This is a genomic window from Streptomyces sp. NPDC031340, from assembly GCF_055569945.1.
In genome coordinates, this window is record NZ_JBVIIE010000009.1 from 178,694 (window position 1) to 204,752 (window position 26,059).

The 26,059-nt window shown below is 69.4% G+C and carries 29 protein-coding genes, 1 tRNA gene and 1 pseudogene; 14 read left to right on the top strand and 17 right to left on the bottom strand.

What is annotated here, in order from left to right; genetic code table 11:
* Window positions 1-172: 172 nt before the first annotated feature.
* Together ACZ5GT_RS09335 and ACZ5GT_RS09340 are read left to right on the top strand one after the other, a co-directional pair.
* Complete coding sequence (locus ACZ5GT_RS09335; RefSeq protein WP_469017629.1) at window positions 173-1,903, top strand: IclR family transcriptional regulator domain-containing protein; 1,731 nt, start codon at window positions 173-175, stop codon at window positions 1,901-1,903.
* Between the two features lie 60 nt (window positions 1,904-1,963).
* Window positions 1,964-2,039: transfer RNA gene (locus ACZ5GT_RS09340), tRNA-Arg, on the top strand.
* A 68-nt stretch (window positions 2,040-2,107) separates the two neighbouring features.
* Here the strand turns inward: ACZ5GT_RS09340 and ACZ5GT_RS09345 are convergent.
* The 11 genes from ACZ5GT_RS09345 to ACZ5GT_RS09395 form a co-directional block, all read right to left on the bottom strand.
* Window positions 2,108-3,262 carry a tyrosine-type recombinase/integrase gene (locus tag ACZ5GT_RS09345; RefSeq protein ID WP_382222887.1) on the bottom strand — a complete coding sequence of 385 codons (1,155 nt, stop codon included), beginning with the start codon at window positions 3,260-3,262 and terminating at the stop codon, window positions 2,108-2,110.
* A complete protein-coding gene (locus ACZ5GT_RS09350) occupies window positions 3,262-3,444 on the bottom strand; it encodes a helix-turn-helix domain-containing protein (protein WP_030642747.1) in 183 nt (60 codons plus the stop codon). Before ACZ5GT_RS09350 ends, ACZ5GT_RS09345 begins: the two co-directional genes overlap by 1 nt.
* Window positions 3,437-4,768, bottom strand: a complete 1,332-nt coding sequence (locus tag ACZ5GT_RS09355; RefSeq protein WP_469017791.1) for a replication initiator — start codon at window positions 4,766-4,768, stop codon at window positions 3,437-3,439. Before ACZ5GT_RS09355 ends, ACZ5GT_RS09350 begins: the two co-directional genes overlap by 8 nt.
* A gap of 128 nt (window positions 4,769-4,896) precedes the next feature.
* On the bottom strand, window positions 4,897-5,142 hold the full coding sequence (locus tag ACZ5GT_RS09360) for a SpdD protein (protein ID WP_469017634.1): 246 nt from the start codon (window positions 5,140-5,142) through the stop codon (window positions 4,897-4,899).
* A gap of 25 nt (window positions 5,143-5,167) precedes the next feature.
* Entirely contained in the window at window positions 5,168-5,362 is a 195-nt protein-coding gene (locus ACZ5GT_RS09365) for a hypothetical protein (protein WP_360759629.1), read from the bottom strand.
* A gap of 15 nt (window positions 5,363-5,377) precedes the next feature.
* Complete coding sequence (locus tag ACZ5GT_RS09370) at window positions 5,378-5,569, bottom strand: mobile element transfer protein (RefSeq protein WP_469017638.1); 192 nt, start codon at window positions 5,567-5,569, stop codon at window positions 5,378-5,380.
* Window positions 5,570-5,571: 2 nt separating this feature from the next.
* Window positions 5,572-5,754: a hypothetical protein gene (locus tag ACZ5GT_RS09375; protein WP_469017641.1), complete on the bottom strand. Its 183-nt coding sequence runs from the start codon at window positions 5,752-5,754 to the stop codon at window positions 5,572-5,574.
* A 15-nt stretch (window positions 5,755-5,769) separates the two neighbouring features.
* Window positions 5,770-6,414 carry a DUF2637 domain-containing protein gene (locus ACZ5GT_RS09380; protein WP_469017644.1) on the bottom strand — a complete coding sequence of 215 codons (645 nt, stop codon included), beginning with the start codon at window positions 6,412-6,414 and terminating at the stop codon, window positions 5,770-5,772.
* An 84-nt stretch (window positions 6,415-6,498) separates the two neighbouring features.
* Window positions 6,499-7,875 (bottom strand): FtsK/SpoIIIE domain-containing protein, encoded by a 1,377-nt coding sequence (locus ACZ5GT_RS09385; RefSeq protein ID WP_469017648.1) that lies wholly within the window; start codon window positions 7,873-7,875, stop codon window positions 6,499-6,501.
* On the bottom strand, window positions 7,875-8,231 hold the full coding sequence (locus ACZ5GT_RS09390; protein ID WP_469017655.1) for an SCO3933 family regulatory protein: 357 nt from the start codon (window positions 8,229-8,231) through the stop codon (window positions 7,875-7,877). The genes ACZ5GT_RS09385 and ACZ5GT_RS09390 overlap by 1 nt, the downstream gene beginning before the upstream one ends.
* 165 nt (window positions 8,232-8,396) lie before the next feature.
* Window positions 8,397-9,185, bottom strand: a complete 789-nt coding sequence (locus ACZ5GT_RS09395) for a GntR family transcriptional regulator (protein WP_360759613.1) — start codon at window positions 9,183-9,185, stop codon at window positions 8,397-8,399.
* 107 nt (window positions 9,186-9,292) lie between these two features.
* Between ACZ5GT_RS09395 and ACZ5GT_RS09400 the strand changes: the two genes are divergently transcribed.
* The 5 genes from ACZ5GT_RS09400 to ACZ5GT_RS09420 all read left to right on the top strand — a co-directional run bounded on the left by ACZ5GT_RS09400 (window position 9,293) and on the right by ACZ5GT_RS09420 (window position 11,485).
* Complete coding sequence (locus ACZ5GT_RS09400; RefSeq protein ID WP_469017797.1) at window positions 9,293-9,700, top strand: NUDIX hydrolase; 408 nt, start codon at window positions 9,293-9,295, stop codon at window positions 9,698-9,700.
* Window positions 9,701-9,746: 46 nt separating this feature from the next.
* A complete protein-coding gene (locus ACZ5GT_RS09405; RefSeq protein WP_469017670.1) occupies window positions 9,747-10,181 on the top strand; it encodes an ATP-binding protein in 435 nt (144 codons plus the stop codon).
* Between the two features lie 26 nt (window positions 10,182-10,207).
* The gene (locus tag ACZ5GT_RS09410; protein ID WP_469017677.1) at window positions 10,208-10,522 is read left to right on the top strand and encodes a hypothetical protein; all 315 of its coding nucleotides are present in this window, start codon (window positions 10,208-10,210) and stop codon (window positions 10,520-10,522) included.
* Window positions 10,519-10,896 carry a hypothetical protein gene (locus ACZ5GT_RS09415; RefSeq protein WP_469017685.1) on the top strand — a complete coding sequence of 126 codons (378 nt, stop codon included), beginning with the start codon at window positions 10,519-10,521 and terminating at the stop codon, window positions 10,894-10,896. The genes ACZ5GT_RS09410 and ACZ5GT_RS09415 overlap by 4 nt, the downstream gene beginning before the upstream one ends.
* 466 nt (window positions 10,897-11,362) lie before the next feature.
* Window positions 11,363-11,485 carry a hypothetical protein gene (locus ACZ5GT_RS09420; protein WP_400042489.1) on the top strand — a complete coding sequence of 41 codons (123 nt, stop codon included), beginning with the start codon at window positions 11,363-11,365 and terminating at the stop codon, window positions 11,483-11,485.
* 1,043 nt (window positions 11,486-12,528) lie between these two features.
* On the opposite strand, the gene ACZ5GT_RS09425 is transcribed toward ACZ5GT_RS09420, so the two are convergent.
* From ACZ5GT_RS09425 to ACZ5GT_RS09435, 3 genes are read right to left on the bottom strand one after another with little or no spacing between them, the layout of a single operon-like run.
* The gene (locus tag ACZ5GT_RS09425) at window positions 12,529-14,241 is read right to left on the bottom strand and encodes an ATP-binding protein (protein WP_469017697.1); all 1,713 of its coding nucleotides are present in this window, start codon (window positions 14,239-14,241) and stop codon (window positions 12,529-12,531) included.
* Window positions 14,238-14,699: a hypothetical protein gene (locus ACZ5GT_RS09430; RefSeq protein WP_469017703.1), complete on the bottom strand. Its 462-nt coding sequence runs from the start codon at window positions 14,697-14,699 to the stop codon at window positions 14,238-14,240. The genes ACZ5GT_RS09425 and ACZ5GT_RS09430 overlap by 4 nt, the downstream gene beginning before the upstream one ends.
* On the bottom strand, window positions 14,696-15,229 hold the full coding sequence (locus ACZ5GT_RS09435; protein WP_469017710.1) for a hypothetical protein: 534 nt from the start codon (window positions 15,227-15,229) through the stop codon (window positions 14,696-14,698). The genes ACZ5GT_RS09430 and ACZ5GT_RS09435 overlap by 4 nt, the downstream gene beginning before the upstream one ends.
* A gap of 1,653 nt (window positions 15,230-16,882) precedes the next feature.
* On the opposite strand from ACZ5GT_RS09435, the gene ACZ5GT_RS09440 reads away from it, so the two are divergent.
* The 3 genes and pseudogenes from ACZ5GT_RS09440 to ACZ5GT_RS09450 all read left to right on the top strand — a co-directional run.
* Window positions 16,883-17,038, top strand: coding sequence for a hypothetical protein (locus ACZ5GT_RS09440; RefSeq protein ID WP_469017717.1), 156 nt, complete (start codon window positions 16,883-16,885; stop codon window positions 17,036-17,038).
* 154 nt (window positions 17,039-17,192) lie between these two features.
* On the top strand, window positions 17,193-17,471 hold the full coding sequence (locus ACZ5GT_RS09445) for a hypothetical protein (RefSeq protein WP_360759593.1): 279 nt from the start codon (window positions 17,193-17,195) through the stop codon (window positions 17,469-17,471).
* A 140-nt stretch (window positions 17,472-17,611) separates the two neighbouring features.
* Window positions 17,612-17,979 (top strand): annotated as a pseudogene (locus ACZ5GT_RS09450) (transposase family protein); the annotation flags it as partial.
* A 264-nt stretch (window positions 17,980-18,243) separates the two neighbouring features.
* Here ACZ5GT_RS09450 and ACZ5GT_RS09455 read toward each other — a convergent pair.
* Window positions 18,244-18,567, bottom strand: a complete 324-nt coding sequence (locus ACZ5GT_RS09455) for a helix-turn-helix domain-containing protein (RefSeq protein WP_469017726.1) — start codon at window positions 18,565-18,567, stop codon at window positions 18,244-18,246.
* A 244-nt stretch (window positions 18,568-18,811) separates the two neighbouring features.
* Between ACZ5GT_RS09455 and ACZ5GT_RS09460 the strand changes: the two genes are divergently transcribed.
* Window positions 18,812-20,032, top strand: a complete 1,221-nt coding sequence (locus tag ACZ5GT_RS09460; protein WP_469017729.1) for a right-handed parallel beta-helix repeat-containing protein — start codon at window positions 18,812-18,814, stop codon at window positions 20,030-20,032.
* Window positions 20,033-20,209: 177 nt separating this feature from the next.
* Complete coding sequence (locus ACZ5GT_RS09465; RefSeq protein WP_469017732.1) at window positions 20,210-21,100, top strand: prohibitin family protein; 891 nt, start codon at window positions 20,210-20,212, stop codon at window positions 21,098-21,100.
* 162 nt (window positions 21,101-21,262) lie between these two features.
* On the opposite strand, the gene ACZ5GT_RS09470 is transcribed toward ACZ5GT_RS09465, so the two are convergent.
* A complete protein-coding gene (locus ACZ5GT_RS09470) occupies window positions 21,263-21,799 on the bottom strand; it encodes a hypothetical protein (protein ID WP_469017735.1) in 537 nt (178 codons plus the stop codon).
* 126 nt (window positions 21,800-21,925) lie between these two features.
* Window positions 21,926-22,885: an RNA polymerase sigma factor SigJ gene (sigJ, locus tag ACZ5GT_RS09475; RefSeq protein ID WP_469017738.1), complete on the bottom strand. Its 960-nt coding sequence runs from the start codon at window positions 22,883-22,885 to the stop codon at window positions 21,926-21,928.
* A 150-nt stretch (window positions 22,886-23,035) separates the two neighbouring features.
* Here sigJ and ACZ5GT_RS09480 point away from each other — a divergent pair, with 150 nt between their 5' ends.
* Together ACZ5GT_RS09480 and ACZ5GT_RS09485 are read left to right on the top strand one after the other, a co-directional pair.
* Complete coding sequence (locus ACZ5GT_RS09480) at window positions 23,036-24,127, top strand: LUD domain-containing protein (RefSeq protein WP_469017744.1); 1,092 nt, start codon at window positions 23,036-23,038, stop codon at window positions 24,125-24,127.
* A 570-nt stretch (window positions 24,128-24,697) separates the two neighbouring features.
* Window positions 24,698-25,948 (top strand): ice-binding family protein, encoded by a 1,251-nt coding sequence (locus tag ACZ5GT_RS09485; RefSeq protein WP_469017801.1) that lies wholly within the window; start codon window positions 24,698-24,700, stop codon window positions 25,946-25,948.
* Window positions 25,949-26,059 lie beyond the last annotated feature (111 nt).

Below are 26,059 nucleotides of genomic sequence, written 5' to 3' on the forward strand. Positions count from 1 at the left end.
CATTACGGTAGGCGTGCCGACCGACGCACCAGAAACCGACGTCCCAGAAACCGAAACCCGAAACCCCGAACCCGATGCCCGCGCCCCCGCTGCCGGCGAGCCCGCCGCACGTCGCCCCGCCGCACGCGAACCCGCCGCGGGCGACGCCGCCCCACGCACCCCCGATGCCGCGATGAACACCGCTGACCCCGCCGACTCCGCCGACACCCCCCGCGCGCCCGCCGACGCCTCCCCCGCACCGGCCGGTCCGCTCCCCCCGGCCGTCCCGGCCGAGGCGGTGGCGCCGCTGATCCGGGGAGTCGCCGTGCTGCAGCGGCTGACGGAGGCGGGCGGCACACTGAGCCTGAGCGGCCTGGAACGGGCCACCGGCCTGGCCCGCTCCACGGTCGACCGCATCACCATGACGCTGGGGCGCATGGGCTACGTCCGCCTGGACGGCCGCGACGCGGTGCTGGCCCCCCGCCTGATGGAACTGGGCAACGCCTACCTGGCCGCCCTGCGCCTGCCCGCGCTGCTGGGCGGACACGCCGACGCGCTGGCCGACGAACTGGACGAGTCGGTGTCACTGGCGGTCGCCGACCGCGACGGCATCCGCTTCATCCACCAGGCCACCCGCCGCCGCGCGATGTCGCTGAGCTTCCGCATCGGCGACCTGCTGCCGGCCGAACGCACCGCGCCGGGACCGCTGTTCGCGACGGAGTGGACGGAGGCGGAATGGCGGCGGTGGCGCGCGCGCCGCGCGGCGGACCCGCACGACCGCGCGTTCCCGGCCGTACCCCCGCGCGAACACCCCTCGCCCGACGCCGACTTCGAGCACCGTACGGCGCAGGCGGCGTCGTGCGGCTGGGCGTTGGACGACCAGTTGATCGAACCGGGCCTGGTCGCCGTCTCCGTACCCGTACGCGATCCCCGCACCGGCCGGATCGCCTGCGTGGCGAACGTGGTGAGCCACACCAGCCGGCACACGGCGGCGGACCTGCGGGACACACTGCTGGAGCGGCTGCGCGCGGCGGTGTCCCGGATGGAGGACGACCTGCGCACCGCGCCCCCGCCCGAGCCCGCGCCCGCCCCCTCGGGCCTGGCGGCCTGGACGGGCGCGTCGAAGCAGCGGCTGGGCCGCGAATTCGTGGAGTCGCTGGCCCGGGGCCTGACGGTCCTGACGGCGTTCGGCGAGGGCCGCTCCGCACTGACCCTGACGGACGTGGCGAAGGCGACGAGCCTGGCGCGGGCGACGGCCCGCCGGGCCCTGATCACCTACGAGCACCTCGGCCTGGTGACGCCCGGCGACGATCCGCGCACCTTCACCCTGACTCCCCGGGTCCTCTCCCTGGGCTTCCCCCCGCTCTCCCGCACGACACTCCCCGAGATCGCGATCCCCCACCTGGCGGAGCTGTCGGCCCGGGTCCACGAGTCGGCGTCCCTGGCGGTGCTGACGGACTCGGGATCCGGCCCAGAGATCCAGTACACGGCCCGGGCCGCCACGACCCGCGTGATGAGCGTGAACATCACGGTGGGCACGCGGCTGCCCGCGTACGCGACATCACTGGGCCGCGTGATGCTGGCGGACGCGCCTCCGCCGCCCCACACCCTGGGAACCCCGCGCCCGCTGACCCCCCGCACGGTCACGGACCCGCAGACCCTGGCCCGCCTCCTGACCCAGGTCCGGACCCAGGGCTACGCCCTGACCGACGAGGAGTTGGAGGAGGGCCTGCGCTCGATCGCGGTCCCGGTGCGCGACCGGACGGGCCGCGCGGTCGCCGCCGTGAACGTCGCCATGCACGCGGCCCGGCGCACGGTGGAGCAATGCGTCCGGGACGTCCTCCCCGAGCTGCGCCGCACGGCGGACCGCATCGAGGACGACCTCTCGGTCGCGGGCCGCTTCACCCGCGTCCCACCCTCCTGACCCCCCACCGCCCACACCGAATCCGGTACGCTGACGCCTGTGACCTTCACGGCCACGTCCGCCTTCGTAGCTCAGGGGATAGAGCACCGCTCTCCTAAAGCGGGTGTCGCAGGTTCGAATCCTGCCGGGGGCACCAGCCAAAAGGCCCCGGACCGATCATGGTCCGGGGCCTTTGACATCCACTTTTGACATCAACGGGTGCGGTCACCCACGATCGGGCCGCCTCTTCCGCAGCAGCCGGTCCATGTGACTCATGGCCTCGCGCTGCGTGTCCTGCACGACGTGCGTGTAGACGTCCATGGTGATGCTGATCTGAGAGTGACCCAGGATCTCCATCACGACGCGGGGCGCGACTCCGGCCGCCGTGAGGAGGGTCGCGGTGCCGTGCCGGGCGTCATGCAGCCGGATGACGCGGAGGCTGGCCGACTGCGCGACGCGGGTGAAGGAGCGGTAGAGGTTGCGCGGCTCGACGGGGCGGCCGGTCCGGGTGGTGAAGACGTAGTCCGACTCACGCCAGGTCTCCCCCGCTTTCGCCCGAGCCGCCGCCTGCCGCATCCGGTGCCAGCGCAGGGGCGCGATGCAGAGCGCGGGCAACGGGACGGCACGGCGGCGACGGCTCTTGGGATCGTCGTCGTACAGGACGCCGCGGCGGCGCTGGATCTGCTGGCGGACGTACAGCACGCGGCCGTCGAGGTCGACGTCCGACCAGCGAAGGCCGACGATCTCTCCCCGGCGCAGGCCCATGGCGATGGCCAGCACGAAGGCCGCGTAGAGCGGGTCCTTGCGGGAGGCGGCCAGGAAGTCGAGCGTCTCGTCCAGGCTCCAGGGCTTCAACTCCCGGTTGTCGGTGCGAGGAGGCTCGACGAGCTTGGCGACGTTGCGCGTGATCAGTTCCTCGCGGCACGCGGAGGACAGCGCCGAACGCAGGACGCGGTGAGCTTCCTTGGCCGTGGCCGCGGTCGCCTCCTTCTCCAGGCGGACAAGGAAACGGCGCACGTCGGCGACGCCGAGGGATTCCAGCCGCTTGGCACCGAGCAATGGCACCAGGTAGAGCCGGACGTGCGCCTCGTACTTGTCGTACGTGCTGAGCTTGCGCCGAGGCTTGATGACGTTGTCCAACCAGTACGGCAGCCACTCGGCGAGCTTGGCCGACCGGGTCGGTACGGGCACGCCCTGGTCGGCCTTGTCGAGCAGTTCGCGGCGCTTGGCGTCGCATTCGGCCCAGCTCTTGCCGTAGGCGAACTTGCGGGCGCGGGTGCCGTCCGGCTGGAGGACGTAGACCGCGCACTGATAGCGGCCGTCCTTGCGCTTGGTGATGGTGCCGGCGCCGTTGGGGTTGCGCTTGCGCTGCTGGGCCATCAGGCCGCCGCCTCCAGTTCGTTGGTGATGTACTCGCGGACGGCCCGCGCCGGGATGCGGCGACACCGGCCGATGGTGATCGAGGGCAGACGACGGGACCGGATCAGGTCGTAGACGGTGGACCGGCCGACCTTCAGCCGCTCCATCACGTCCGGCACCGTCAACAGCTCGTCGTCACGCATGAGTCGGTTCTCCTTCCGTTCCGGGGGCGGGTTCGAGGGATGCGGCGAGCCAGGCTTCGGTGTCGGACAGGCCGGTTCCGGCGAAGACCCAGTGCGCGAGGACGTACGTCGTGTCGGGTTCGGGGCCGTTCGCTGCGGCGGCTTGGGCTCGGCGCCATTCGGCGCGGGCGTCGCGGAGGGCGCCGAGGGTGGTGGAGTAGCGGCGGGACTTGGTGGAGAAGTGGCCGCGGAAGCCGAGCATGTGGGCCCAAGCGCGCAGGCGGAGGTGTTCGAGGTCCTTGCGTGCGCCGAGGGCCCAGGCGGTCCGGATGAGGCGGCGGGCGTGGTCGCTGATGTCGAGCTGGGCGAGCTCGGCGGCGAACTTCAGCGGCCGGTCGAAAGCTCCCGTGGCGGTCTCGGCGCCCTTGGTGGCGTACTTGGCGATGTAGGCGGCAACGGCCCGTTCGGTCAGCTCTTGGCCGCCGTCGAAGTCGACCGAACGGATCGTGCGGACGTCGAGCTGTCGGCCGAAGGTGAAGGTGTGGGCGCGGCCGTCGACAACCGGGCCGTCCACGCGGACCTTGGCGGTGGCAGTACGGATGGCGTCCGTCAGGAGCTCGGCGGTGGCCCAGGGCGGGGGCGGAGTGTCTCCGCCCCCGGGGCCGTCGAGGCGGATGACGGCATGGAAGTGGACGGCGCCGCGCTTCTGGTACTCGGCGACCTTGGCGAACGACACGCGCGCGTGCTGGCGGAACCGTCGCTGGGACAGGCCGGCGCGCTTGGCGACCTCCCGGCGCAGGTAGGTCGAGAAGCGCTGCCACAGAGCACCGGCGTGCGCGTTCCACAGCACGGCCGCTTCGTAGTCGTACCGGTCCGGGTCGAGCGGGGTGCCGAGTGCGTCGTCGTCCTGGTCGTGGCGGACGCCGCAGCGGCAGGGGCGGACGGTGTCGGCCGGACCCGTGGGGCGGTTGTGGACCGGTCCGAAGCTGGGCGCGGTGAAGGTGGCGAAGACGCGCGGGTGCGTGGCGACGTGTTCGGGGGTGCCCTTGCCGCCGCGCAGGCCCGCGGTGATCAGGTGGAAGGTGTCGCGGCGGTAGGCCTCGGAGCAGGCCGGGCAGCGAGTCGTACGGCGGTTGTTGCAGCGGACGAGGAGTTGACCGGCGGGCAGGTCGGCCGAGTCGAGGTGCTGGAGGACGCGGCCGATCTCGCCGGTGGTCGTGTCGACGCCGTACTCGGTGCGGTGGCCGTCGAGGCGGATCGGGTGGGTGCAGCCGCCGAGGCCGGAGAGCTGCCGGAGGATACCGGGCAGGGTGCCGTGTGCGGCCAGCTTGGCCAGTTCGGGCAGCGGGGGCGGGGTGGGACGGGCGAAGATGGCTTTACTCCTTCTGGCTGTTCGGGTCGGGAGTGAGGGGCCCGGGGCGGCCGGATGCTTGGCGGTGTCGTGGCCGCCCCGGGTGTGGTGGCGCGTGAGGCTCAGCGGCGGTGGTGCTCGCGGAGCAGGGAGCGCAGGACGACGGCGGCGACGGCCACCGAGATGGCCGAGACGGCGACGGCGGCCAGGAGCGCGGTCAGGACCACGCCACCGGTGATCACGGCAACGACCGCTCCGGTACTGATCGAGACGGACGGCAGCGCACGCTGCACGGGCGCCGGATCGGCCGGAGTGTGGGTGTGTGCAGGCGGCGGGGTCGGGCTGTCGGGGTACTTGGGCAGGAACACGGCGGGACCCTTCCTATCTACTCGTCTAGGTATGTGAGCCGTTTATGACGTCCGTCCCCGAGCGCGTGCCGGACTCGATGGCCGGGGCGAGGAAGGTGTGCGAGAGCAGGAAGCCGAAGAGGGCGACCAGGACGACCACCCAGGTACGGACGCCGAGAAACTTGACCGCTCCCCAGGCGAAGAGGCCGAGGACGAAGACGAGCGGCAGGCTGACGTTCACGGGTGCGGGGTCCTTTCAGCGGACGGGGCAGCGGTGGGTGCGGGCGGCCAGCTCGGCGGCGGCCCGGCTGTCGTAGTCGGCGGAGAAGCCGCAGCGCGGGGCGGTGCAGGCGGCGGTGTGCTTCTCGCGGCCCCGGCCGTCGTAGGCGGTGCCGACCTGTACGGGGCCTATGCGGGTGACATCGCGGAAGCGCTTGGGTGTGGGCACGGTCAGTTCTCCTGTCGCAGGCTGGGCCCGGGGAACTCGTTCAGGATCCGGGCGGCTTCACTGGCGTCTGGCGTGCGGTCGGCGGCCTCTTCGGCGAGGAGTCGAGCGAGCGTCGACCGGCCACTTGCGGCCATCTCGCGGGCCGCTTCGAGGTAGTCGGCGGCCGTGTTGCAGCAGAGAGGCATGGTCTCCCTTCGTGGTCAGATGAGTTGGGCGGCGATGGCGTCGGCGAGCGGTGCGGGGACGCCGAGGCGAGCCCGGAGGGTCGGGGTGTCGATGGGGGTTCCGGTGCGGGTGTGGTGCTCGGCGGCGACTTTGCGGGCGTGTTCGACCAGGGCGGCCGGGACGGGAACGGCGGCGCGTTCGGGCGGGGGCTCGATGGCCGGATGGGCCGCCGGTTCGGGTCGGGTGGTCGGTTCGGCAACGTCGTCCGGGACGTCGACGGAGTCAGCGGCAGGTTCCGGGGCGTTGTCGACGGCTGCTGGGGCGGTGTGGGCGAGGAGCGTGCCGCCGAGGAAGGCGACCGCGGGCCATCCGGCGACGAGGATGCGGAGCCAGGCCGGGACGTGCTGCGTGTCGAGCAGGCCGGCGGTGGCGACGTTGGCGCCGAGGGATGCGGCGAGGGCGATGACGAACCAGCACCACCCGGCCGCTCTCGCGTCGCCAGATCGCAGTCGGCGCCAGGCGGCGACGAGCAGCAGGTCGACGCTGATCGGGTAGGCCCACGCTTTCCACCCGTCCTGTCCGGCCGCCGAGGCGATGTCGTGCAGGTGGGCGAAGGACAGCGCCGCCGCGATGAGCGCTTGGACGAGTACCGCGTCGACACGGGCCAGGTGGGCACGCATGCTGCGGCTCCTTTTCGGATTCGGGCATGGCAGGGGTAGGGAGGTGGCGCGAGGCGGTCACGCCGACCGGATAAAGAGGGGAAATCAGTCGGTCACCGGGCGCGGCCGGACGAGCGGCGCCGGGGCGTCGACGGGGCCCGCCGGAACGTGCGGCCGGAAGGGCTTGAGCGCGGGCAGGTCGGGCGCCAGGTGGGCCGACTCCTGGCAGACGCGGGCAGCGTCGCCGAGGGAGAGGTAGGGGGTGCGGATGCGGGACCAGCCGCCGGAGGTGTCCCCGGCCACGGCCAGGCCCGGCCGTTCGGGAGCGATGGCGCAGGCGGCCATGACCGCTTCCGGCGCGATGTCGCCGAGGGCCATCTTCGCCGAGGCCTCGTCGTTGACGCGGTGGCAGACGCGGCCGGTTAGCTGGGCCCGCAGCATCGTGGCGCCTTTACCCAGCTCGGCACCGAAGCGCTGCCCGCAGACCTCCAGGTAGATACCGGCGGCCCGGCCGAGCTGGGCGAGGCGGATGAGCTGGGTGACCATCTCGTCGCGCCGTTCCTCGTCCTTCCTCGTGGCGACGAGGAAGAGTTCGGCCACCTCGTCCACGAACAGGACGACCGGGGTGGGCCGCTCGCTCTCGGGCAGGCCCCAGATGTCGGAGGTGATGTCTTCGGCCGGGGTGCCGGGTGCGATGCCCTGCCGGGCTTTGATCAGGTCGTATCGGTCCTCCATTTCCTTGACGAGCACGGGCAGCAGCTCGGCCGCCTGCTCCGGGTCGGTGGCCAGCGCGGAGAGCCGGGCGGCGAACGGCGCCAGCTCCACACCGCGCTTGCAGTCGATGCCGACCAGGGCGACCGGTTGCCGTGCGAGTCCGGTGATCAGGTGCCGCAGGTACATGGACTTGCCGGACAGCGTGGCGCCCAGGGTGAGTTGGTGCGGAACGGTGCGGTAGTCGCGTACGAACGGCATGGCGTCCTCCCGCAGCGCCACCGGCACCGTCAACAGCCCCTCGTCGAGCTTGCGGGGCATCCGTACGCGCCGCAGGACGTCGAAGCCGACGAGCCGCAACTCGACCACACCGGGCTTGACGGTGGTCACGTAGACGGCGTGGACTCCCCAGGCGTGGCGCAGCCGTTCGGCCGAGGCGGCGACGTCGGCCGGCTCCTGGCCCGGAGCGAGCCGCAGCCGAAGCCGTAACCCGGTCGAGGTGGGCCGGATGATGCCCCGACGCGGAGGCACGGGCCGCACCTCGCGGCGAGTGGTGGCCTTGACCGCGAGGACCCGCAGCCGGGACGGCGCCACGGTCAGCCCGCACGCCTCCATGACCGAACTGTACGAGCCGAGCAGCCGGGCGGTGGACAGCGGAAGACCGACCGTGGACCAGTAGACCGCCGGATGCTTGACCCGGGTGTAGGCGGCCCCGCCACCGAGTGCGGCGAGGGGACCACCCACCTCCAGGAGTGTCGTCAGGTCGGTCATCAGGCCGAGGCCCCCACGGCGGCCGGGAACGCGGCCGGGGTGACGGCGGCGGCCCGGTAGGCGATGCCGTGCCGCTGCTGCCCGTTGAACACGCTCTCCCACGGGCGAGCGGCCAGCCCCGGCAGCGAGACAGGCGAGCCGAGGGCGATCCCCTCCGACACCCCGCTCTCCGGCACGGTGACCTTGATCAGCGACGACTCACCGTCCTCGATGTAGACGACGCCGACCGTCATGAGCGCCTCACCGCTCATGGCGTCCTTGGCGATCTCGCCCGTCTGCCGGTCGCGGACCTTGGGTTCCGGAGCCTCGGTCAGCAGGATCGTGGCCGCCGAGGTCTCCACACGGATGGTGCGCAAGGCACATTCCTATCTACTCGTCTAGACATGATGCGTACTGCGAACCCGCTTTCCGGGATCACGTGAACACCTTGCCATACGACTTGCCCACTCGTCTATACGAGTAACCGTGTCGGTGTGTACGAGTCGAAGGCGATCCCCCACGCACCACCGCCGCTCACGCGGTCAGGTCGCCGGAAGCTGGTACGACAGGACGTAGGCGTCGGCCGCCATCACCGTGTCGCACACCTCCACAGCCCGCCCCTCCGTGTCGTACGCGGTCCGGACCAGGTGGATGACAGGCACACCGGCAGCCAGCCGCAGCGTCCGCACCTCGTCCGGGGAAGGCATCCGGGCCCTGATCTCCTCCTCGAAGTGGTCCAGGTGATGCCCCAGCTCCTCCAGGCGGGCATAGATGCCGCCGGGCCCGGGGTTCGGCTCCGCGATCGGCGTGCCCCGGGCGATGTCGAGCGGCAGATAGGAGGTGGCGAACTCGACCGGGCGGCCGTCGAGGAGGTAACGGCGCCGCCGGGCGAGCACACGCCGCACGGAGCCCAGCCGCGTCGACAGCTCTTGGCTGGCCTTCTCCTCCTTCACCTCCAGACTGTCGACCGTGGGGTGGCTGCCGGCGGCGTCGGCTTCCGCGATGAACGCGGACTTCCCCTGCTCCCTGTGGCGGCGGGCGAAGCGGTCGGAGGCGAGTCGCCGCACGGGGGGCCGGGGCCGTACGAAGACGCCCTTGCCGTGCTCGGCGTGCACGAGCCCCTCGCCCTGGAGGATGGAGAAGGAGTTGCGGACCGTCATCCGGGAGACCCCGTAGTGCTCGACGAGTTCCGCTTCCGAGGGCAGCTTCTCGCCCTCCTTGAACCGTCCGCGGTCGATGGCCTCGCGCAGTTGGTCGGCGATCTGCCGGAAGACGGCACGGTCGCTCGTGGGATCGAGCGCGCCGAGGAAGCCGGAAGGGAGAGGGGACATGTGTACTCCTTTAGGTGTCTAGACGAGCCGCTGGTCGTTGTTGCTACCGTGGAGAGCCTAGTCAGCCGAGAGGGCCGAGGAACGTGAGCACTGATCGCCCGCACTCCGTGAGCGTCGCCGGGGTCATCGTTGACGACCAGGGCCGGGCCCTGCTGATCAAGCGCCGCGACAACGGCCACTGGGAGCCCCCGGGCGGCGTCCTCGAGCGCGAGGAAACCATCCCCGAAGCTCTCCAGCGCGAGGTCCTCGAAGAGACCGGCATCAAGATCGCACCATCGGCGACCCTCACCGGCGTCTACAAGAACATGACGGGCCTGATCGTCTCGCTGGTCTTCCGCTGCGAGGCCGCCGACGGCACGCCCACCTCCGGGGACGAAACCCGCGCCCTGCGCTGGGCCACCCGCGAAGAGGTCACCGAGCTTGCCGACGAGGCGTACGCGATCCGCGTACTGGACGCACTCGACGCAGCGGCTCCGCCCGCCATCCGCGCCCACGACGGCGTGAAACTCGTCTAGCCCGAACCCGCTGCACATGGCGGCCTATCAGCACGAAGGAACTTGTATGCACGAGTATACGAGCAAGATTCGGGTCTGGGGACTGTCTTGTCCAGGATTCCCGGAAGAGGTGAGCCGGGCCCGTCGCTGGACACGCGACATCCTGCGCGGATCGCCTCTGGCGGAAGACGCGGAACTGATCGTGAGCGAACTGAGCGCGAACGCGATCCTTCACACAGCCAGCGGCCGGGACCACGGCAGCTTCCACCTGACCCTTGCCATCTCCCCGCAGGTGGTCGCCCTGTCGGTCACGGACGACGGCGGCACCAGCACAGCCCCCAAGACCCAGCACCAGGACCAGGACGCCGAACACGGCCGGGGCCTGGACATGGTCAGCGCACTCGCCCAGCGGGTCATCGTTCACACCAGCCAGGCCGGCCACACCGTCACCGCCGAGCTGTTCACCGCACCGAAGGAACCGGCAGGAGGGCACCCGTGCTGACCTCCACCCACGCCGACGCGCCAGACGTGAGCACCCAGCCACTCCCCTACCAGTGCCGAGCCGCCGCACACACCTTGGACGATGCCCGCTCGATCCCACTCGGCTCACACGACGCGGCAAGCCCCCGCCTGGCCCTGCGCTGGTTACGAGAGCGCACGCACCACATCACAGACCAGCTCGAAGCCGCGTACGCACGGCCGGGACTGCACTGGCTGACGGACGAGGCGGAACACGAACGCGCCCTCACCTACCTCGCCAGCGGCACGGGATATCAGCTCACCCTCTACGACGACAGCACCCGCTACGTGCTCGTGATCTACCCCCTGGGAGCGGCCACATGAACGCACCCACCCGCGGCTACTGGTGCGAGTGCTGGACCGAAGACCTGGCCTCCGCCCAGGGACCGGCACTCCGAGCACCCTTCGACGCCTACTCGCCACCACAAGCGGACAGATGGGTCGCGGTCGCCCTCCGCGCCATCTCACCGGCACTCGACCCCGAAGCGTCGGACGAGGCATGGGCATGGCTCTACCAAGGCCGCATCGCAACCCGCCACGCCCTCCTACGCGGAGAGCCCTGCACCGTCTCGGTCACGCACTCCGACACCCGCATCACATGGACGATCCGGCCTGTGATCTTCCTGCCCCTGGCGAACCGGCAGGACGCCGAACTCCCAGCCTGCGCATACGCCTTCAAGCCCCAGCCGACCGACTGAGTTACAACTTTCTCTACTGGTTCAAGGCGGCTCGCTTGCGCTCACCGCGCGCGGCCCGGCCCCCGGCCGGGCCGCTCCTGTCTACGCCCCGCTCCAGCCCGGCCGGCGCCCGCGCCGCACAAGGTGCAGCAACCGTACGCAAATGGCTACAGTGAGCCATCTTCAGATGGCGAGCAGGATGACGGCGTCCATCAGACGCCGGCGAGAGGAGGGAAAGCACGTGGCCGATTCGGACAATTGGTGCGACGCCCTGTACTTCCCGTACGGCCGACGCAAATTGGGAGGGGTGCGCTGCCGCCTGGAGCCCGGGCACGGCGGAGATCATTGGTGCGAGGCCGAAGACGAGATGGACTCATAGCCCCGAGTCCACGCCTCTAAGCTGCAACCCCACCAAGCCGGGCGGCCACGCCGAAGGTGAGTTGTCTGACTGAGGACGCCGCCGAATCCAACATATCGGGAGATAAAGATGGACCGGGCAGAACTCAAAGCCGAAGTCGACGAGCTGATGCGCCAGTATCAGGACGGCGAGATTGACGGCGAGACCTACTATCAGGCAATGATGGAGTTGACTACCTCCACACAGGAATAACGTCCCGGCCTCACTCAGCATGACTGGCCCCGCTAGCAGTTCCACACGGTTTGTGACATTTGCAGCCACGCAAGACTCAATAGTGCGAGGTCGTCACGCAAGGTGCAACCCATCGCGTCCGCCGTCGAGACTTGCTCTGGTCGACGGCCGACAACATGGCTGAGGTCGGCAGGGGTACAGCGAGGCACACGCGCGCCTGCGCGGTCGGCTGACCCGCCATCGTGGCTGACTGTCGTCGACTGAGGCTCAGACGCTCCGGGACCCAGTTTCGCCATGGACGTTCGGGGCGAAGAGCCCGTGCCATTCGCGTGCCAGATCCTGCAGGGAACCACGGGGAACAGCGGAGACTCATCACAGGCACGGCCAGGGGTTCAACGCCGCTTCTCCGCAGGTCAGTCCAGTGGTCGCACCCAGAAGACCCAAGCTTCCCAAGCTGAGAGCGCGAGTTTTATTGTCTGGACCAATGGGCGGGGTGCGCACCACATCCGCACCACAAGGCCGGGCTAATAAGTACCCGTGGATTCCTCGTTGTGGTGCGCAGGAGCATCCCTGTGGTGCTTCTCCCGCTCGGCGCGGGACCACGTCGTCCAGTCCGGAGGTGCTTCTCACCCTGGTTTTTCTGTTCCTCTGTGCGTTCGTCATGAGCATCCCAGCCTTGCTGAGGCGAGGAATGGCAAGTGGGCGGCGCGGCCTCCTGACGGTTTTGTCCCCGCCCCGACGCCAGGTATTGCCTAACGAGCGCCGCGAAGATCGAAAGCGCAAGTGCAAGCTGTGCGAGTCCCTGGTCCTGTCCGTACCCGAAGCCAAGGAGTTCGACCAGGAAGAGGCTAGGTGGCGAATGCAGCAGCGAATGCGCGCCGAATCCGAAGAATTCATGGCCCGGCGCCGGAGGCTGCGCGAAGAGACAAGCGGCTGCCACGACTTCGAGCGGGCTTCTGGGACAGGGACGGCGGTCAGGCCCAGGTCACGATGAAGGGGGCTGGGCAGACACGAGGAGTGTCTGCCCAGCCCGCTTCAGATTGTCGCCCGGATGGCGGCTGGTCTCAGAGGATGTGATTGATCTTCGTGAGGTACTGATCGGTGAAGGTGCCCCACCACTTGCGGAGTTCCTTGTATTGGTCGACGGGCGTCTCGTGCATGGACTCGGCCTTCGCATAGGCGACCAGGAGCAGGGTGATGGCTTGAATGGCTCGACGCGCCGTTGCCGGCGCCTCGGAGCTGCTGTTTTGCTGATTCGACAGCACCTTCAGGGGCTCGTAGAGCTCCTGGTAGAACACGTGGCGTTCGTTTAGCCGGATGAGCGTCTGGCCTTCGAGGTGGGTGAGCTGGAAGAGGTCGTCCCCGGGGACGTCTACCGTCTCGATGACAAACGGAAGGTCTTTGATCTCCTCGACGTAGGCGTTCCTCTCCTCCTCGCTCTTGTCCCGTCCGGCGTCCTTCGCCAGATTGACGTACTCCTTCGCGACCTGCGCTTCCGTGAGGTTCGACTTGGCTCGGGCTTTGGGCATGGTGCGATCCGCGTCCTTGACGGCACGGGCCAGTGAGTTGTGCTCTCCCGAGTTCTTCGCGTTGTCGCGCTCGGCCTGACCCCAGATCCGGTCAATCTCCTCGCGAATCCCAGGGATGACGTTGTACGCGATGTTCTTGAGCGTGCGGCGGAGCCCGTCGGAGGGGACCGCTCCGCGCTTGACGTTACGGACGCCCATCATGCGGTCGAGTTCGGGCGTGAAATGGACCTCGAAGCCGATGTACCGGTCCTTCGTCATGACCCCATCGGGAAAGAGCCTGGCTACGAGGTTGTAGTTGATCTCGCGGTCCAGGCGCATAAAGCTGATGGCGCCCTCGTTCTCCGGGATCCTCAACTTGATCGCGAGGGCATCCCGGCCGGCACCCTTGACTCGCACGACCTCCGGCGGTGCCAGCGTGATGACAACGCGCACCTCATGAGTGGTGCCTTCCACCTTGACGATCTTGTCGTGGAAAACCTGGCCTCGAAGGTCACCGACCTCTTTGCCAGTGGCCTTCAAGTGGTCGGTGAGGACCTGCTCGGCCCAGGTGCCCTTCTGGCGGAAGGTCGGGTCGTGCGGCTTGAGGGGCATGCCGTCGACGCTGATACGGATGCCGCCGCTGAGGAACGCACGGAAGATCCGGGCCAGCTCTTTCTTCAGTTCGACGATGACGTGGTCTGGGGTGCTCCGGCCTTCGCTGTCTGTGACCCTGTCGATCTTCGACCACATCACCACAGTGCCCGAGCCGGTGGGGAAATACGGCTCCAGGTGGACGGGCAGGGGCTCGTCATCAGGAGGGGCGATGCCGGCGGTACCGCCATTCTCCTCAGCCTTGAGGGCCTCATCGAGGTCGAAGGCAACGTGCCGGATCTTGTCGCTGCCCGCCACGCGGGACCATGCATCGATGCGGGTGCCGACGCTGAGGCCCGCGAGCTTGGCACCGACACCGAACTTACCGATGGTCTTCTCGGACATGTAGCGCCTGGAGAAGCCCAGCTGCAGGTAGTGGTGGAGCGTGTCGTCGTCCATGCCCGAGCCGTCGTCGACGAAGATGATGCGGCTGAGGACCTTCTTGCGGTTCTCGGTCTCGGTCTCGGTGAGGATCTCGATGTTGTTGGCGGCCGACTCGATGCTGTTGTCGATGACCTCGCCGACGGCGGAGGGGAAGTTGTGGCCGGATTCGCGAAGGCTGAGCAGCGCGCGGCCGGAGAGGACAACCGGGATGATGCCCGGGATGGTGGTGGTCATGGGGTGCTCCTGGTCTGGGAGGGGTGGGAATGGGACAGTGCCCGGGCGAGGGCGCGTTCGAGGGCCGATTCCCCGCAGAACGGGCAGCGGCGGGCCGCTCTGGCAGGGCTGGCAGGGTGGATGCGGTTGAGGAGAGGGTGACCGACGGAGAGGTGGCGGTGATACCAATGGGCCTCGGTCGCATACGCCTGGTCGGGGGTGCGGGTCGGCGTGACGATGAAGTGGGTCGCGACCCCCTGCAGGGGGTGGTGGTAGAGGCGCCGGTGCAAGCAAGTGTCTGACCTGCCCACATACAGCGGGCGGATGGCTCCCCGCAAGTGGCCCAGCAGCAGGTAGGCGCCGACGGTTTTGGGCTCGACCCGGGTGCGGACGACGCTGCGCGTGAACCGGACGGCCCTGGTGAGAGCGTCCTGGCCGGCGGAGGTCACGAGGATGGGGATGTCGCCGGAGGCGCTCACGCGGCGCCCTCCATCAGGATGCGGGTCTGCTCGCGAAGGGCGCGGCGCGCCCGCTCAACGGTGGCGATCGAGACGCCCCTGCGCCGTGCAGAGACGGGCACGGTCTCCTGACCGAGCATGTCCTGCAGGCACCCGGGCCCGTACGGACCAAGGGCGAGGGCGAAGGTGTGCAGCTCCCGGAGGGTCTCGGCGATCAGGACCCGTGCTTCGGGGGTGTCATGGGTGACCATCTCGGCGGTGATCGAGCCGTCCGCCTCCACCGTCGTCACCCGGCGGCGAGCGGCATCGGGCAGCGGCCGGGCAGCCGCGCTCCGGCAGGCGTTGCGCTTAGCGCGGATGATCGTTCCGCGCGCGTCGCGCATCACGTTCCGGGCCAGGTGGTTCGCGTTCTCGGCCGGCCGGTCCTGGCTCAGGGCCAGGTTCAAGGCGGTGTCGACGATGTCGAGGAACTCGCCGTCCCACGAACGGGACTTAACCATGTCCTGCAGGCGGCTCAAAACCTCAGAGCGCACGACGTCATGCTGGAGCATCAAGTGCCCCTCTCCTGGTGCCCGGTTGCTGTAAGCCGGACCCATGCTGTTGTTACCCACTCGCCCTTTGGCCGTCGTCGCCATACGGTCGACTCCGGCATGAGCAGGCTTGTTCAAGTGTAGAGACCGCCGCCGACACCCGCCGGCGACCCCTCCGATACCTAAGGGGCCGTCAACCGCCGTATCCCCTCACCGGGTTGGGGGGAAAACCAAAATTCCGTCACCGACCTCACCCAAGGATCTCACTTAACGGGACAAACGCTCCCCATGGGTGAGCGGATGCGGAACGAACCGTGGAGCACGGGTACATGTCCCGGACACCAAAAGTGGGGCTTCCGGGCCGACACAGCGACCGAGGAGAGGACGACGAGACGGTGCCCGCAGGGCAGCACATCGCCATCCTCCGCCGCAAGGACGGACTCGGAAGGGCCCCAAGCGGGCCGCCGCGCGCAGCACAGCTGACCGCCATCGATCCAGACTGGGACTGCGCGTGACCGCTGGGCTGGCAATCCGATTACTACAATCTCGCCGTCCTCGCCGATGCCGACGGCAGCCTCCCCCACATCCCTCCTGGTAGCGTCTTCGATCGCACTGGCATCGGCAGGTGGCTCACACGGCAGCAGGAACCCGGCACCTGGGCGCAACTCCTCTCCGAGCCGCGGAACCAGCTGACCACTTCAGCGTGCTTCCAGCGCTGTCTTCTGCGCCCTCGGCGTGAGTCGGCTCTGCGGGCAGCGTGAGGAAGGGGGCTCGCCTTGGGCCCTGAGGAGGGGGTGGGATGGCTCAGTCGAGGTGCGGTGCCCCACCAAGAGCGGTGGCCGCTGCCAAAGCAAGGCGATCATCGGTAGCTCGCGGTGTACCAAGCATCAAGGCCGGTGGTCCGCGTACGGAGTGGAGCAGCGGAAGAAGAGGAAAGCCGAGGCGAAGATGCGCAAGCTTCGGAAGAAACGCTGACGGGAGCTGCCGACCCGCGAAGCCGACATCCACGGATGACATCAACGACGGTGGATGTCAGCAGCCCATCACGGTTCCTCACGGCAGCCGTGAGCAACAGTCCGCCCCTGCCAGCGACAGCCCGGCCGAACTCCTAAAGCGGGTGTCGCAGGTTCGAATCCTGCCGGGGGCACCACGCCTGAACAGGCACGATGCATGAGAAAGACCCCTCGGAAGTGATCCCCGAGGGGCTTTTTGGCCTTCCATGGGAACGAATGGGAACGCGCCATCGGGCAAGATCCTCCCTGGGCGCTGGGCGTCTCCGCCGGTTTCGCCCCGGCCTTCACGCAGTCGGCGTAGGGGTGGGCGCCTCCGGCCCCGAGATCTGGGGCTGGCACGGCTGCGCTCTCCGCACCGCAGGACGCAGCTGCGTAAAAACCCTGGGAGGGCAACCGACAGGCAGCCGCACTGCTCGAGGGGCGCATCCACCAGCCCCAGCTCTACGACACCACGGGGTCAGGCAACGACGGCTATGCGTACCGGGCTGAGCTGCACCAGTACGTCGCGGAGCCCGTCCGGACGGACGTGCCATGACTCGATCCTCTCAGGGAATCGAGCCTCCATCCGACCCGGAGCGGTTCAACCTCGCCGTCAGCGTGTTCCGGCAGGACGGCCACACGAACATCGCTGCCGCCTGCCGCTACACCAACGTTCTCCAGCGTGACCGTCCTGATCAAACAGATCCGCGACTACATCACCTCCTGGAACGAGAGCGCGAAACCGTTCACCTGGACCGCAACCGCCGGCGAGGCCCTCGCGAAGGTCAGGCTCGTCGCGACCAACGTGAAGAAACTCGTCAACAACAACTCGAACTGACATGAACAGGATCACGAGACACTAGCCCCGAGCCTCACCAGCCTACGAGCGGCACAGGAAGCAGGCGGCGGCTAAAGTGTGATAAATCGGCACATAAGAGTCACGCAGGCAGGGGACTCGCTTCAGGGAACCCGACAGAACGGAGACCCATCTAATGATCATCAAGAAGATGCACGAAATGGGCATCCGCAGCGAACACGCCTACACGGCGGGCCTCGCCTCCATCGGCTTCAGCATCGCCGCCTGGGCCGGCAGCCTCAAAGCCGAATCCGGAAGAGGCCTCGACCGAGCCGACCGATGGGGCATCTTCGTCGGCGAATGGGCACCCACCTTCTTCGGCCTCGGCCTCGCCCTCTCGCACTACGAACTGCAGGACGGCACCCTCACCGCCGCCAACGTCCACGAAATGCGAGAAAAGCAGAAGGCCAGCTGAGCCAGTAGCGTTACCGCGCCCGCCTTCGGGCCATGGGGGCGGGCGTGCCGCTGCTAAGGCATCTGGGTGCGCAGGCGCCCTCACCAGCGGCCGTGGAAGGCACTAGTTGCGGCGGCATCGCCGTGCGATCGGCTCCCGCCGTCGCCGACCCCTTCGGTCGGCTGCTGTGGGCCTCACCGGCTCTGCCCGGCGCCGTCCACGACATCCGCGCGGCCCGTGAACACGGCATCCTCGACGCTCTCGCCGACGCCGGTATCCCGTGCTGGGCGGACAAGGCCTACCGGGGCGCCGGCGGCACGGTCCGCACCCCGTACTGGGGCCGGTGGGAGACCCTCTCCACCGGCCAGAAGGCGGTGAACCGGCCCCACGCGAAGATCCGCGCCCTCGGCGAGCAGGCCGTCGCCACCCTCAAGTCCTGGCGGCTGCTGCGCAAGCTTCGGTGCTCGACCACCCGGATCACAAACTCGTCCAGGCCGTCCTCGCCCTTCATCTGACCAGCTCAGAGTGAGGATGGAAAACGCTCACTGCCCGGCAAGGATCCGAATCCCACTCCTAGAAAGATCGCCGCGGCCGCAGCATTGGGGGAACCTCACCCCGCCGACGACACGGCGCTCCTCGGGAACAACCACGGAGGTTGAACGCAGGACCGTTCAGAGCCCCACCGACAGGACCGCAGCCGCCGCGCCCCGGTTAGGTCGCTGACAACAACGACGCCGGACGGCACATTGACGCAGGCCGACGACGTCCTTGACGAATCGGATGCGGTTCGGTCTCAGACGGCGTGCGGGGTGAAGGTGACGTGGGAATCGCCCTCGTCGATGGCCAGGTTCAGCGTGCCGTCCAGCGTTTTGGCCAGGCGCCGCAGCAGCGGGAGAGTCGGCACGGCGTCGCCGCCCTCCGTCCGGGAGACCTGAGGCTGCGTCATCCCAGCCCGCTCGGCCAATTCGGCCTGGGACAGACCGAGCTCGATCCGACGGTCGTAGACCGCCTGCCCCAGATCGCCGGCCAGCCGCGCGTCGACGTACTCCTGGTCGTACTCCACCGCCTCACCCGCAAGCTGCCGGGCCCGACGCGTCCTCCACGTGCTGTGATTCATCAGCTCTCCAGGTGACGCGAGTACGGCTCACCAAGCGTCGTCGGCTCGTCCAGGAGACCCGTGTCGCGTCGCCCGGCTCCCCGCGACGGCGAGCGGGGGCGCCGTACGCCCATGTCCACAACTGCGGGGAGTGAGCGCGACGACTCTTGACGTGCTCAGAACTACAGCCTAGCTTCGCTGCAGCAGCAGAAAGCGCTTTCCTCGTCGTCGTATCCGTGCGCAGTCGCAACCTTGGAGACGAACCATGCGTGTGAAGCCCGCCGTCCGGTCCACCGGCCTCCTCGTCGGATTACTCGTGATGTCCTCCGCCGGGAGTGTGCACGCGGCGCCCGCGCGCCTTGCCGCGGAGGTGGGCAGTCAGGTCGCGGCGAGCGACCTGTACGTAGCGGGCAACGGCAGTGACAGCAATCCGGGGACGCTCGCCGCCCCGTTGAAGACGATCCAGCGCGCGGTGGACCTGGCGCAGGCAGGCACCACGATCCAGATCCGGGGCGGAACGTACGCGCCGGCCACGAACATCCAACTGCTCAAGAGCGGCACCGCGAGCCAGCCCATCACCATGCGCGGTTACAACGGCGAACACGTGGTCATCGACGGCGAGAACATGCCGTACACGCCCGGCGCGGTGGGCTCGTCCATCCCCCGGGCCGAGCGTGGAGCCGTCCATATCGAGGGCGAGTACTGGCGGGTGAGCGGGCTGGAGATCATCCACGGCCCCTACGGCGTGTTCGGCGTGGACACGAGTCACAACGTCTTCGACCGCCTGGTCACCCGGGACAACTACGAGTCGGGCTTTCATCTCCAGGGAGCCTCCAGCGACAACCAGATCCTGAATCTGGACAGTTACGGCAACCACGACCCGCGGAAGAACGGGGAGAGCGCCGACGGGCTGGCCATCAAGGAGGGCTCCGGAAGCGGCAACGTGGTGCGCGGCGCCCGGTTGTGGAACAACTCCGACGACGGCCTGGACTTCTGGATGTTCGACAGCTCGCCGATCCTCGTCGAGAACACCCTCGCCTGGGGCAACGGGTTCAACCGGTGGAACCTGCCCGACTACCAGGGCGACGGCAACGGGTTCAAGATGGGCGGCAACGGTGTGGCCGCCGACCACACCGTGCGCAACAGCATGGCCTGGGGCAACTCCGCCGGCGGCTTCGTCGACAACAACAACCCGGGCAAGATGAAGATCGACCACTGCACCGCGTGGAAGAACGCCAAGACCGGCTTCGAATTCAGCCGCTCCTCCAGCACGCTGACGAAGAACCTGGCGGTGGCCAACGGCACCAACGCCTCGCTCGGCTCGAACTCCACCGGCAGCGGCAACTCCTGGGATGTTGGCGGCACCTGGTCGTTCGTCAGCACCGACGCAGGCGTGATCACCGGGGCCAGGACGGCCGCCGGCGCCATCCCGTCCTCCGCCTTCCTGCGGCCCAGCAGCGGGGCGGACGTGGGAGCACGGTTCTGAACGGCCGCAGGGCGACGGGACGGCGAACACCCCTGACGAGGGCGGCGGGACGGCCGAGCATGTGATCTCGCCCTGCCCGGGTTGCGGCTGCGCGTGGCCTGCCCGACACCGGAGGTCGCTACGATGCGCCGGGGCCGCGCCCCGGGCGGCGCGGAGCGTTTTCGGAGGGGGACACCTGTGTTCGTACTGTGCATCCTGCTGCTCATAGCCGCGGCAGTGCTCTTGCTCGTCGGCCGCGGCCGCACCGCCGCAGGCCACTGGAGACTCGGGGCGGCGCTCAGCGCCATGACGGGCCTGCTGGCAGGCGCCTTCGCCTGTGTCTACGTCGTGAGCGCCTACGAGGTCGGCGTGCCGGTGACCTTCGGCGGCGTCGGCAGGCCGCTGACCTCGGGTCTCCACTTCAAGTCACCGTTCACCGACGTCACGCCCTTCTCCACCCGCCCGGTGGACCTCGACCTCAACGGCAAGGACACGGTCGAGGTCCGCTCCTCTCAGGGCGGTGTGCTCTACGCGGACGTCACCATCAAGTGGGCCGTGGTGCCGGGCAAGGCGGTCGCGCTGTACCGGCTGGCGGGCAGCGAGGAAGCCGTCGAGGAGCGGCTGGTGCTGCCGGACAGCCGGGAGATCATCCGCAACGTCTTCGCGAAGCACACCAGCGAGGAGGGCTACGCATCGGGCCGTGAGCAGATCAGCTCGGAGATCGCGGGCCTCGTCAAGGAGCGACTGGCGCCGCGCGGCATCGATGTCACTGCCGTCAACCTGCGCAATGTGAGGCCGTCGGAGCAGTTGCAGGAGCAGATCGACAAGAAGATCCAGCAGGAGCAGGCCACCGAGCGGGCCACCGAGGCCGTGCGTACGGCCAAGGCGCAGGCGGAGCGCAGGCGGATCGACGCGGAGGGCGTCGCCCGCGCCAACAAGATCCTCGAGGGGTCGCTGAGCGACAAGGTGCTGTACAACCAGTGCCTCGAGGCCTACAAGGAAGCCGCGAAGGCCAACCCGGTGTACGCGGTGCCGTGCGGTACGGACTCGAGTGGCACACCGGTCATCGTGGACAACGGCAAGAACTGAACCGAGACCGCCGCAGGCCGCCCTTGCCTCGCTCGGGTGCGGCGGGCGTGGCTACGCGCTTCCCCGTGAGCAGCCGAGGCATCCCGGCGGCCCTGTCGCCGCCCGTCGCCATGGGCGGCCCAGGAGGCGGTGCGGGCGTGCGGCGCCGCGGACCGGCTCCGGTCACAGGAACCGGAGCAGTACCACCAGGGCGGTCGACCCGAGGAGCACGGTGCGGACCGTGCGCCACGGGGTGTTCCCGCGGAGAGCGAGTACCAGGAACGCGAGGGCGTAGGGAGCCGCCAGCGGAATCGCCGAGAGCAGGCCCACGGTCGGCGGCACGTGCCGGCCGGAGACCAGGATCGCCCGCAGGGCGACCCACCCGGCCGTCCCGGCCACGAGTATCCGAAGCCTGAGGAACCGGCGCCCGGCACCGCCCGCGGTCACGCGGGACTCGGCGATCGTCTCACCGACGATCATGATGCCGGTCCACCCGAAGAGCGCGGCGACCGCCAGGATCATCAGCAAGCCGACGGCGGCGAGTCCGCCGTCACCGAGGATCGATTCCGGGTGCCAGAAGATCTCGATGAACATCCAGACGGGGACGCCCAGAACGACGCCCGCGGCCCAGAGGGAGACGATCTCCTTGCCCAGGCGGTCCGACCACCATCCCCGCAGGGTCCGCCCCCGCGGCACGGCCTCGCGCGGACTCTCGCCCATGTCCCCGTCCTCCCCTGATCGCCCGGCACCCGGCACCCTTGCACCCTGCCCCTGGGCCGGCCTCCGAGAGCGTGGCACACGCGCGGTGCCGCCGGCTCTGCGCCCCGGAGTCGACAGGCAGGGCGGTCAGGACGGGCCCCAGGGGCGGAGCTTGTCCGGGTTGCGTACTGCCCAGATGCGGGTGATGCGGTCGTCGTCGGCGACCTTGAACGCGAACACCGTCTCGATCCGGCCCCCGGACTCGATCACCAGGCCCGGCAGCCCGTTGACCGTGCGTTCGAGGATCGTCCGGTGCGGCGCGAACCGGGCGATGGTCAGGTAGAGGTGGGCGATCCGCTCGGAGCCCTCGATCGGCAGCGGGTGCGCGACGGCGCGGCCGCCGCCGTCGGAGACCGCGGTGGCGTCCGGGTCGAGCAGGCCGATCAGGGCCTCGATGTCCTGCGCCTCCCAGGCCGCCCTGAACCGTCGGACCACGCTCGCCTGCCGGGCGGCGTCCGGGCTCGCCCCGGCGCGTGCGGGGGCGATGCGGCGGCGGGCGGAGGACGCCAGTTGGCGGCACGCGGCCGGGCTGCGGCCGACGATCTCGGCCACCTCGGCGAACGGGTAGCGGAAGACGTCGTGCAGCACGAACGCGACGCGCTCGGCCGGGGTCATCGACTCGAACACGACCAGGAAGGCCATGGTCACCGACTCGTCCAGGGTGATCCGGTCGGCCGGGTCCACTCCCGTGCCGCCCGCCGCCCCGGCGATCCACTCGGCCGGGTCGGGCAGCGGCTCCGGGATCCACTGGCCGACGTAGGCCTCCCGCCGGGCGCGCGCCGAGCCGAGCAGGTTCAGGCAGATGCGGCCGGCCACCTTCGTCAGCCAGGCGCCCGGGGACTCGATGGCCTCCTGCTCGGCCCGGGACATCGCGTACCAGCGGGCGCAGGTCTCCTGGACGACGTCCTCCGCGTCGGCCAGGGACCCGAGCAGCCGGTAGGCGAGATTGAGCAGGTGTCGCCGCTCGCCCATGATCGTGCTGAGGCCCGGGTCCGGTTGCCCGTCCGCCTGCCGCTGTGCCTGTTCCGACCGTGTCCGCGTGGTCATGCGCTCTCCGGCTCCCTCGTACGTGTCCCTTCTCCGGTACGACGAGTGGGAGCTGCGGAATGTGAGATCGGCGGCCCGCCTCACATTCCGCGGGGCCGCATTGTCGGACCGGTGAGACGAGTACACCTTCCACGGGACAGGACGCTCACCATGAACGACTTCCAGGAGACCGCCGACCGCGTCGAGATCGAGGCGCTGCGCGGCGAGTTCACCGACGCGGCGATGATGCGCGACCGGGCCCGCCTCGCCGGGCTGTTCACCCCCGACGGCGTGCTGCGCATGCCCAACGTCCCGGTCGAGTTCGTCGGCCGGGAGGAGATCCGGAGCGGAGGCGAACGCCTGCAGAGCCAGTGGGACTTCTTCGTGCAGAACAGCCACCCGGGCGTGATCCGGATCGACGGCGACATCGCCACCGGCCGCACCTACATGCAGGAGATCGCACGCCTGCTGGACGGCCGCTCGGGCCTGAACTTCGCCATCTACCACGACACTTACCGGCGCACGCCGGAGGGCTGGAGGTTCGCCGAGCGGGTCTACGAGGTCCGGTACGCCGACACCAGCCCGCTGCCGGGTTCGGCGCCGGGTGCCGGGGAGACTGACGGGGCGGCCGCGCGGGAGGCCGCGCAGGGGGCCGACGGCTTCGCCGCGCCGGCGTCCGCCGAACGACTGGACCGGGCGGTCGCGGCGCTGCGCGCGAACGGCTTCACCGCCGAACTGCTCGACGACGCCGCGGCGGCCCGCGCCCGCGTCAGGGAGCTGATCCCGGAGGGCGCGAGCGTGTTCACCGGGGCGAGCGAGACGCTTCGGCTCTCCGGCATCGCGGACGACATCGAGGCGGGCGACCGCTACCGGGCCGTCCGGCCGCGCGTGCTGACGATGGACCGCGCCACCGAGGCCGACGAGATCCGCCGGCTGGCGGCCACCCCCGACGTCTTCGTCGCCAGTGTCGCGGCCGTCACCGAGACCGGCTCGCTCGTCATCGCCTCGGCCACCGGCAGCCAGTTGCCCGCCTCGGCCGGCGGTGCCGCGAAGGCGGTCTGGGTCGTCGGGGCGCAGAAGGTGGTGCCCGACCTGAGCACCGCACTGCGCCGGGTCGAGGAGTACGCCCTCCCGCTGGAGACCGAGCGCGCCCTGGCGGCCTACGGGCAGCCGAGCGCGGTCAACCGTCTGCTCGTCCTCAACGCCGAGCCGCAGCCCGGACGCGGCACCGTGCTGCTGCTGCGCGAGGCCATCGGGTTCTGACCTCCCGCGCGGTGAGGACGTGAGAACGCCGCCGGGGGATGCGACGCCGGCCCGCGAGCAACTGCGTTGGCGCTACCGACCCGGCGCCCTGGCACAGCGGGTGTCGCAGGTTCGAGTCCTGCCGGGGGACAGAAGAGAGGGCCAAGGGCCAGTTCGGGAGGGGTTCCTGGGTTCCCTCCCCGGCTGGCCCTTCGTCGTTCCGGGCGACGTGCCACACGCGTGCCACCACGGTCCCATTCGGCATCTCGTCGGAGCGGAAGCTGCCCGCCACTCGGGGCAGAGGGGGGCGGTCCGCCGACCGAGTCGGCGGACCGCCAAGAAATACCGAGGCGAGGAAGTATCAGCGCCCTTCTCAGGCGACGCCGGGTTCGGGGCTGATTATCGTAAATACGAATTCAGGGAAACTCTCCGCGCATTGGAGTGCCGAATCCTCGAATATTCCCGACCCTCCACTCGGGTAATGCGACTCCACGGAGATTCCTGCCTAGTATTCCGCCATATCTCCAAGGCCCCGGGCGATCGACAGGGCCCGGCAGGCTACGGCCCCCTCCCACAGGAAATGGCCTCTCAATAAAGCTCAAGATTCCGAAGGCGGCCAAGTGCCGCTCCTTGACCGGATGGCTGACCACGGGTCTCGCCACCTCGGTTGCCGCCGTGCTGGTCGCGGTGATGCCGACGCCGGCATCGGCCATCGCAACTCCTGTGCCGCTGGGCACCGCTGCCAGTTTCTCCGTTCTGGCAGGTTCGGAGGTCACCAACACCGGTCCCACCGTGCTCAGCCAGGATCTCGGTGTGAGTCCGGGGACAGCCGTCTCCGGCTTTCCTCCGGGGCAGGTGCTCGGCGCCGTGCACGCGGCGGACGCGGTAGCGCTCAACGCCAAGAGCGACCTGGTCACGGCCTACAACAACGCCGCGAGCCAGGCCCCGGATTTCGCCCTCGCGGCCGGAATCGGCAATGGCGACACCCTGCTTCCAGGCGTCTACAAGGCCGTGTCCGGTGTCGGACTCACGGGTGACCTGGTTCTGGACGCCGGTGGAAACCCGGACGCCGTCTGGGTGTTCCAGATTCCCGAAGCCCTGACGACGGCCTCCTCCAGCAGGGTGCTGCTCACGAACGGCGCTTCGGCGTGCAACGTGTACTGGCAGATCGGCAGTTCGGCCACCCTCGGCACCAACTCCACGTTCGTGGGCACCATCATGGCTCTGACCTCGATCAGTGTGAACACGGGGACGAACATCCAGGGCCGGGCGCTGGCTCGCAACGGCGCCGTGACGCTGGACGACAACAGGATCTTCCCGGGCACCTGCTCGACCACGACGTCCGGCACCACCACCGGTACCACCACGGGCACGACGACCGGTACCACCACGGGCACGACGACCGGCGGCACCACCGGCGCCACCACCGGCACGACGGTGGGAGTGATCGGCGGCGGTCTCCTGGGCGGACCGCTCGTCACCGGCGGAGGCACCGTGGGCAACACCTCGGGCAACACCGCCGGCAACAACGTCACCACCGGGAACACCTCCGGCAACACTGCCGGGAACGTCACCGGCGGCAACAACGGCAAGCCCGGCGGGCCCGGCCACGACCACAACGGCAAGCCCGGCGGATTCGGCCACGACCACCACGGCAAGCCCGGCGGATTCGGCCACGACAACGGCGGCCACGACCACAACGGCAAGCCCGGCGACGAGCACGAGGGGTCTCACGGCAAGCCGGACCACGGTCAGGGCAAGCAGCCCGACGCGTTCTCCGGCAACAACTACGGCTACGACAGCGTTCCGAAGCCTGCGGAACACCGGGGCGACAAGGACTAGGCAGCACACTGCGCTGAGTCCGTTCACCGGATGACGGCGTGGGGGGGGGGGGGGAGGGGGTGCCCGCTGCGGTAGTGGGGTTCGGGAAGGAAAGGAAAAGGGGGGGGGAAA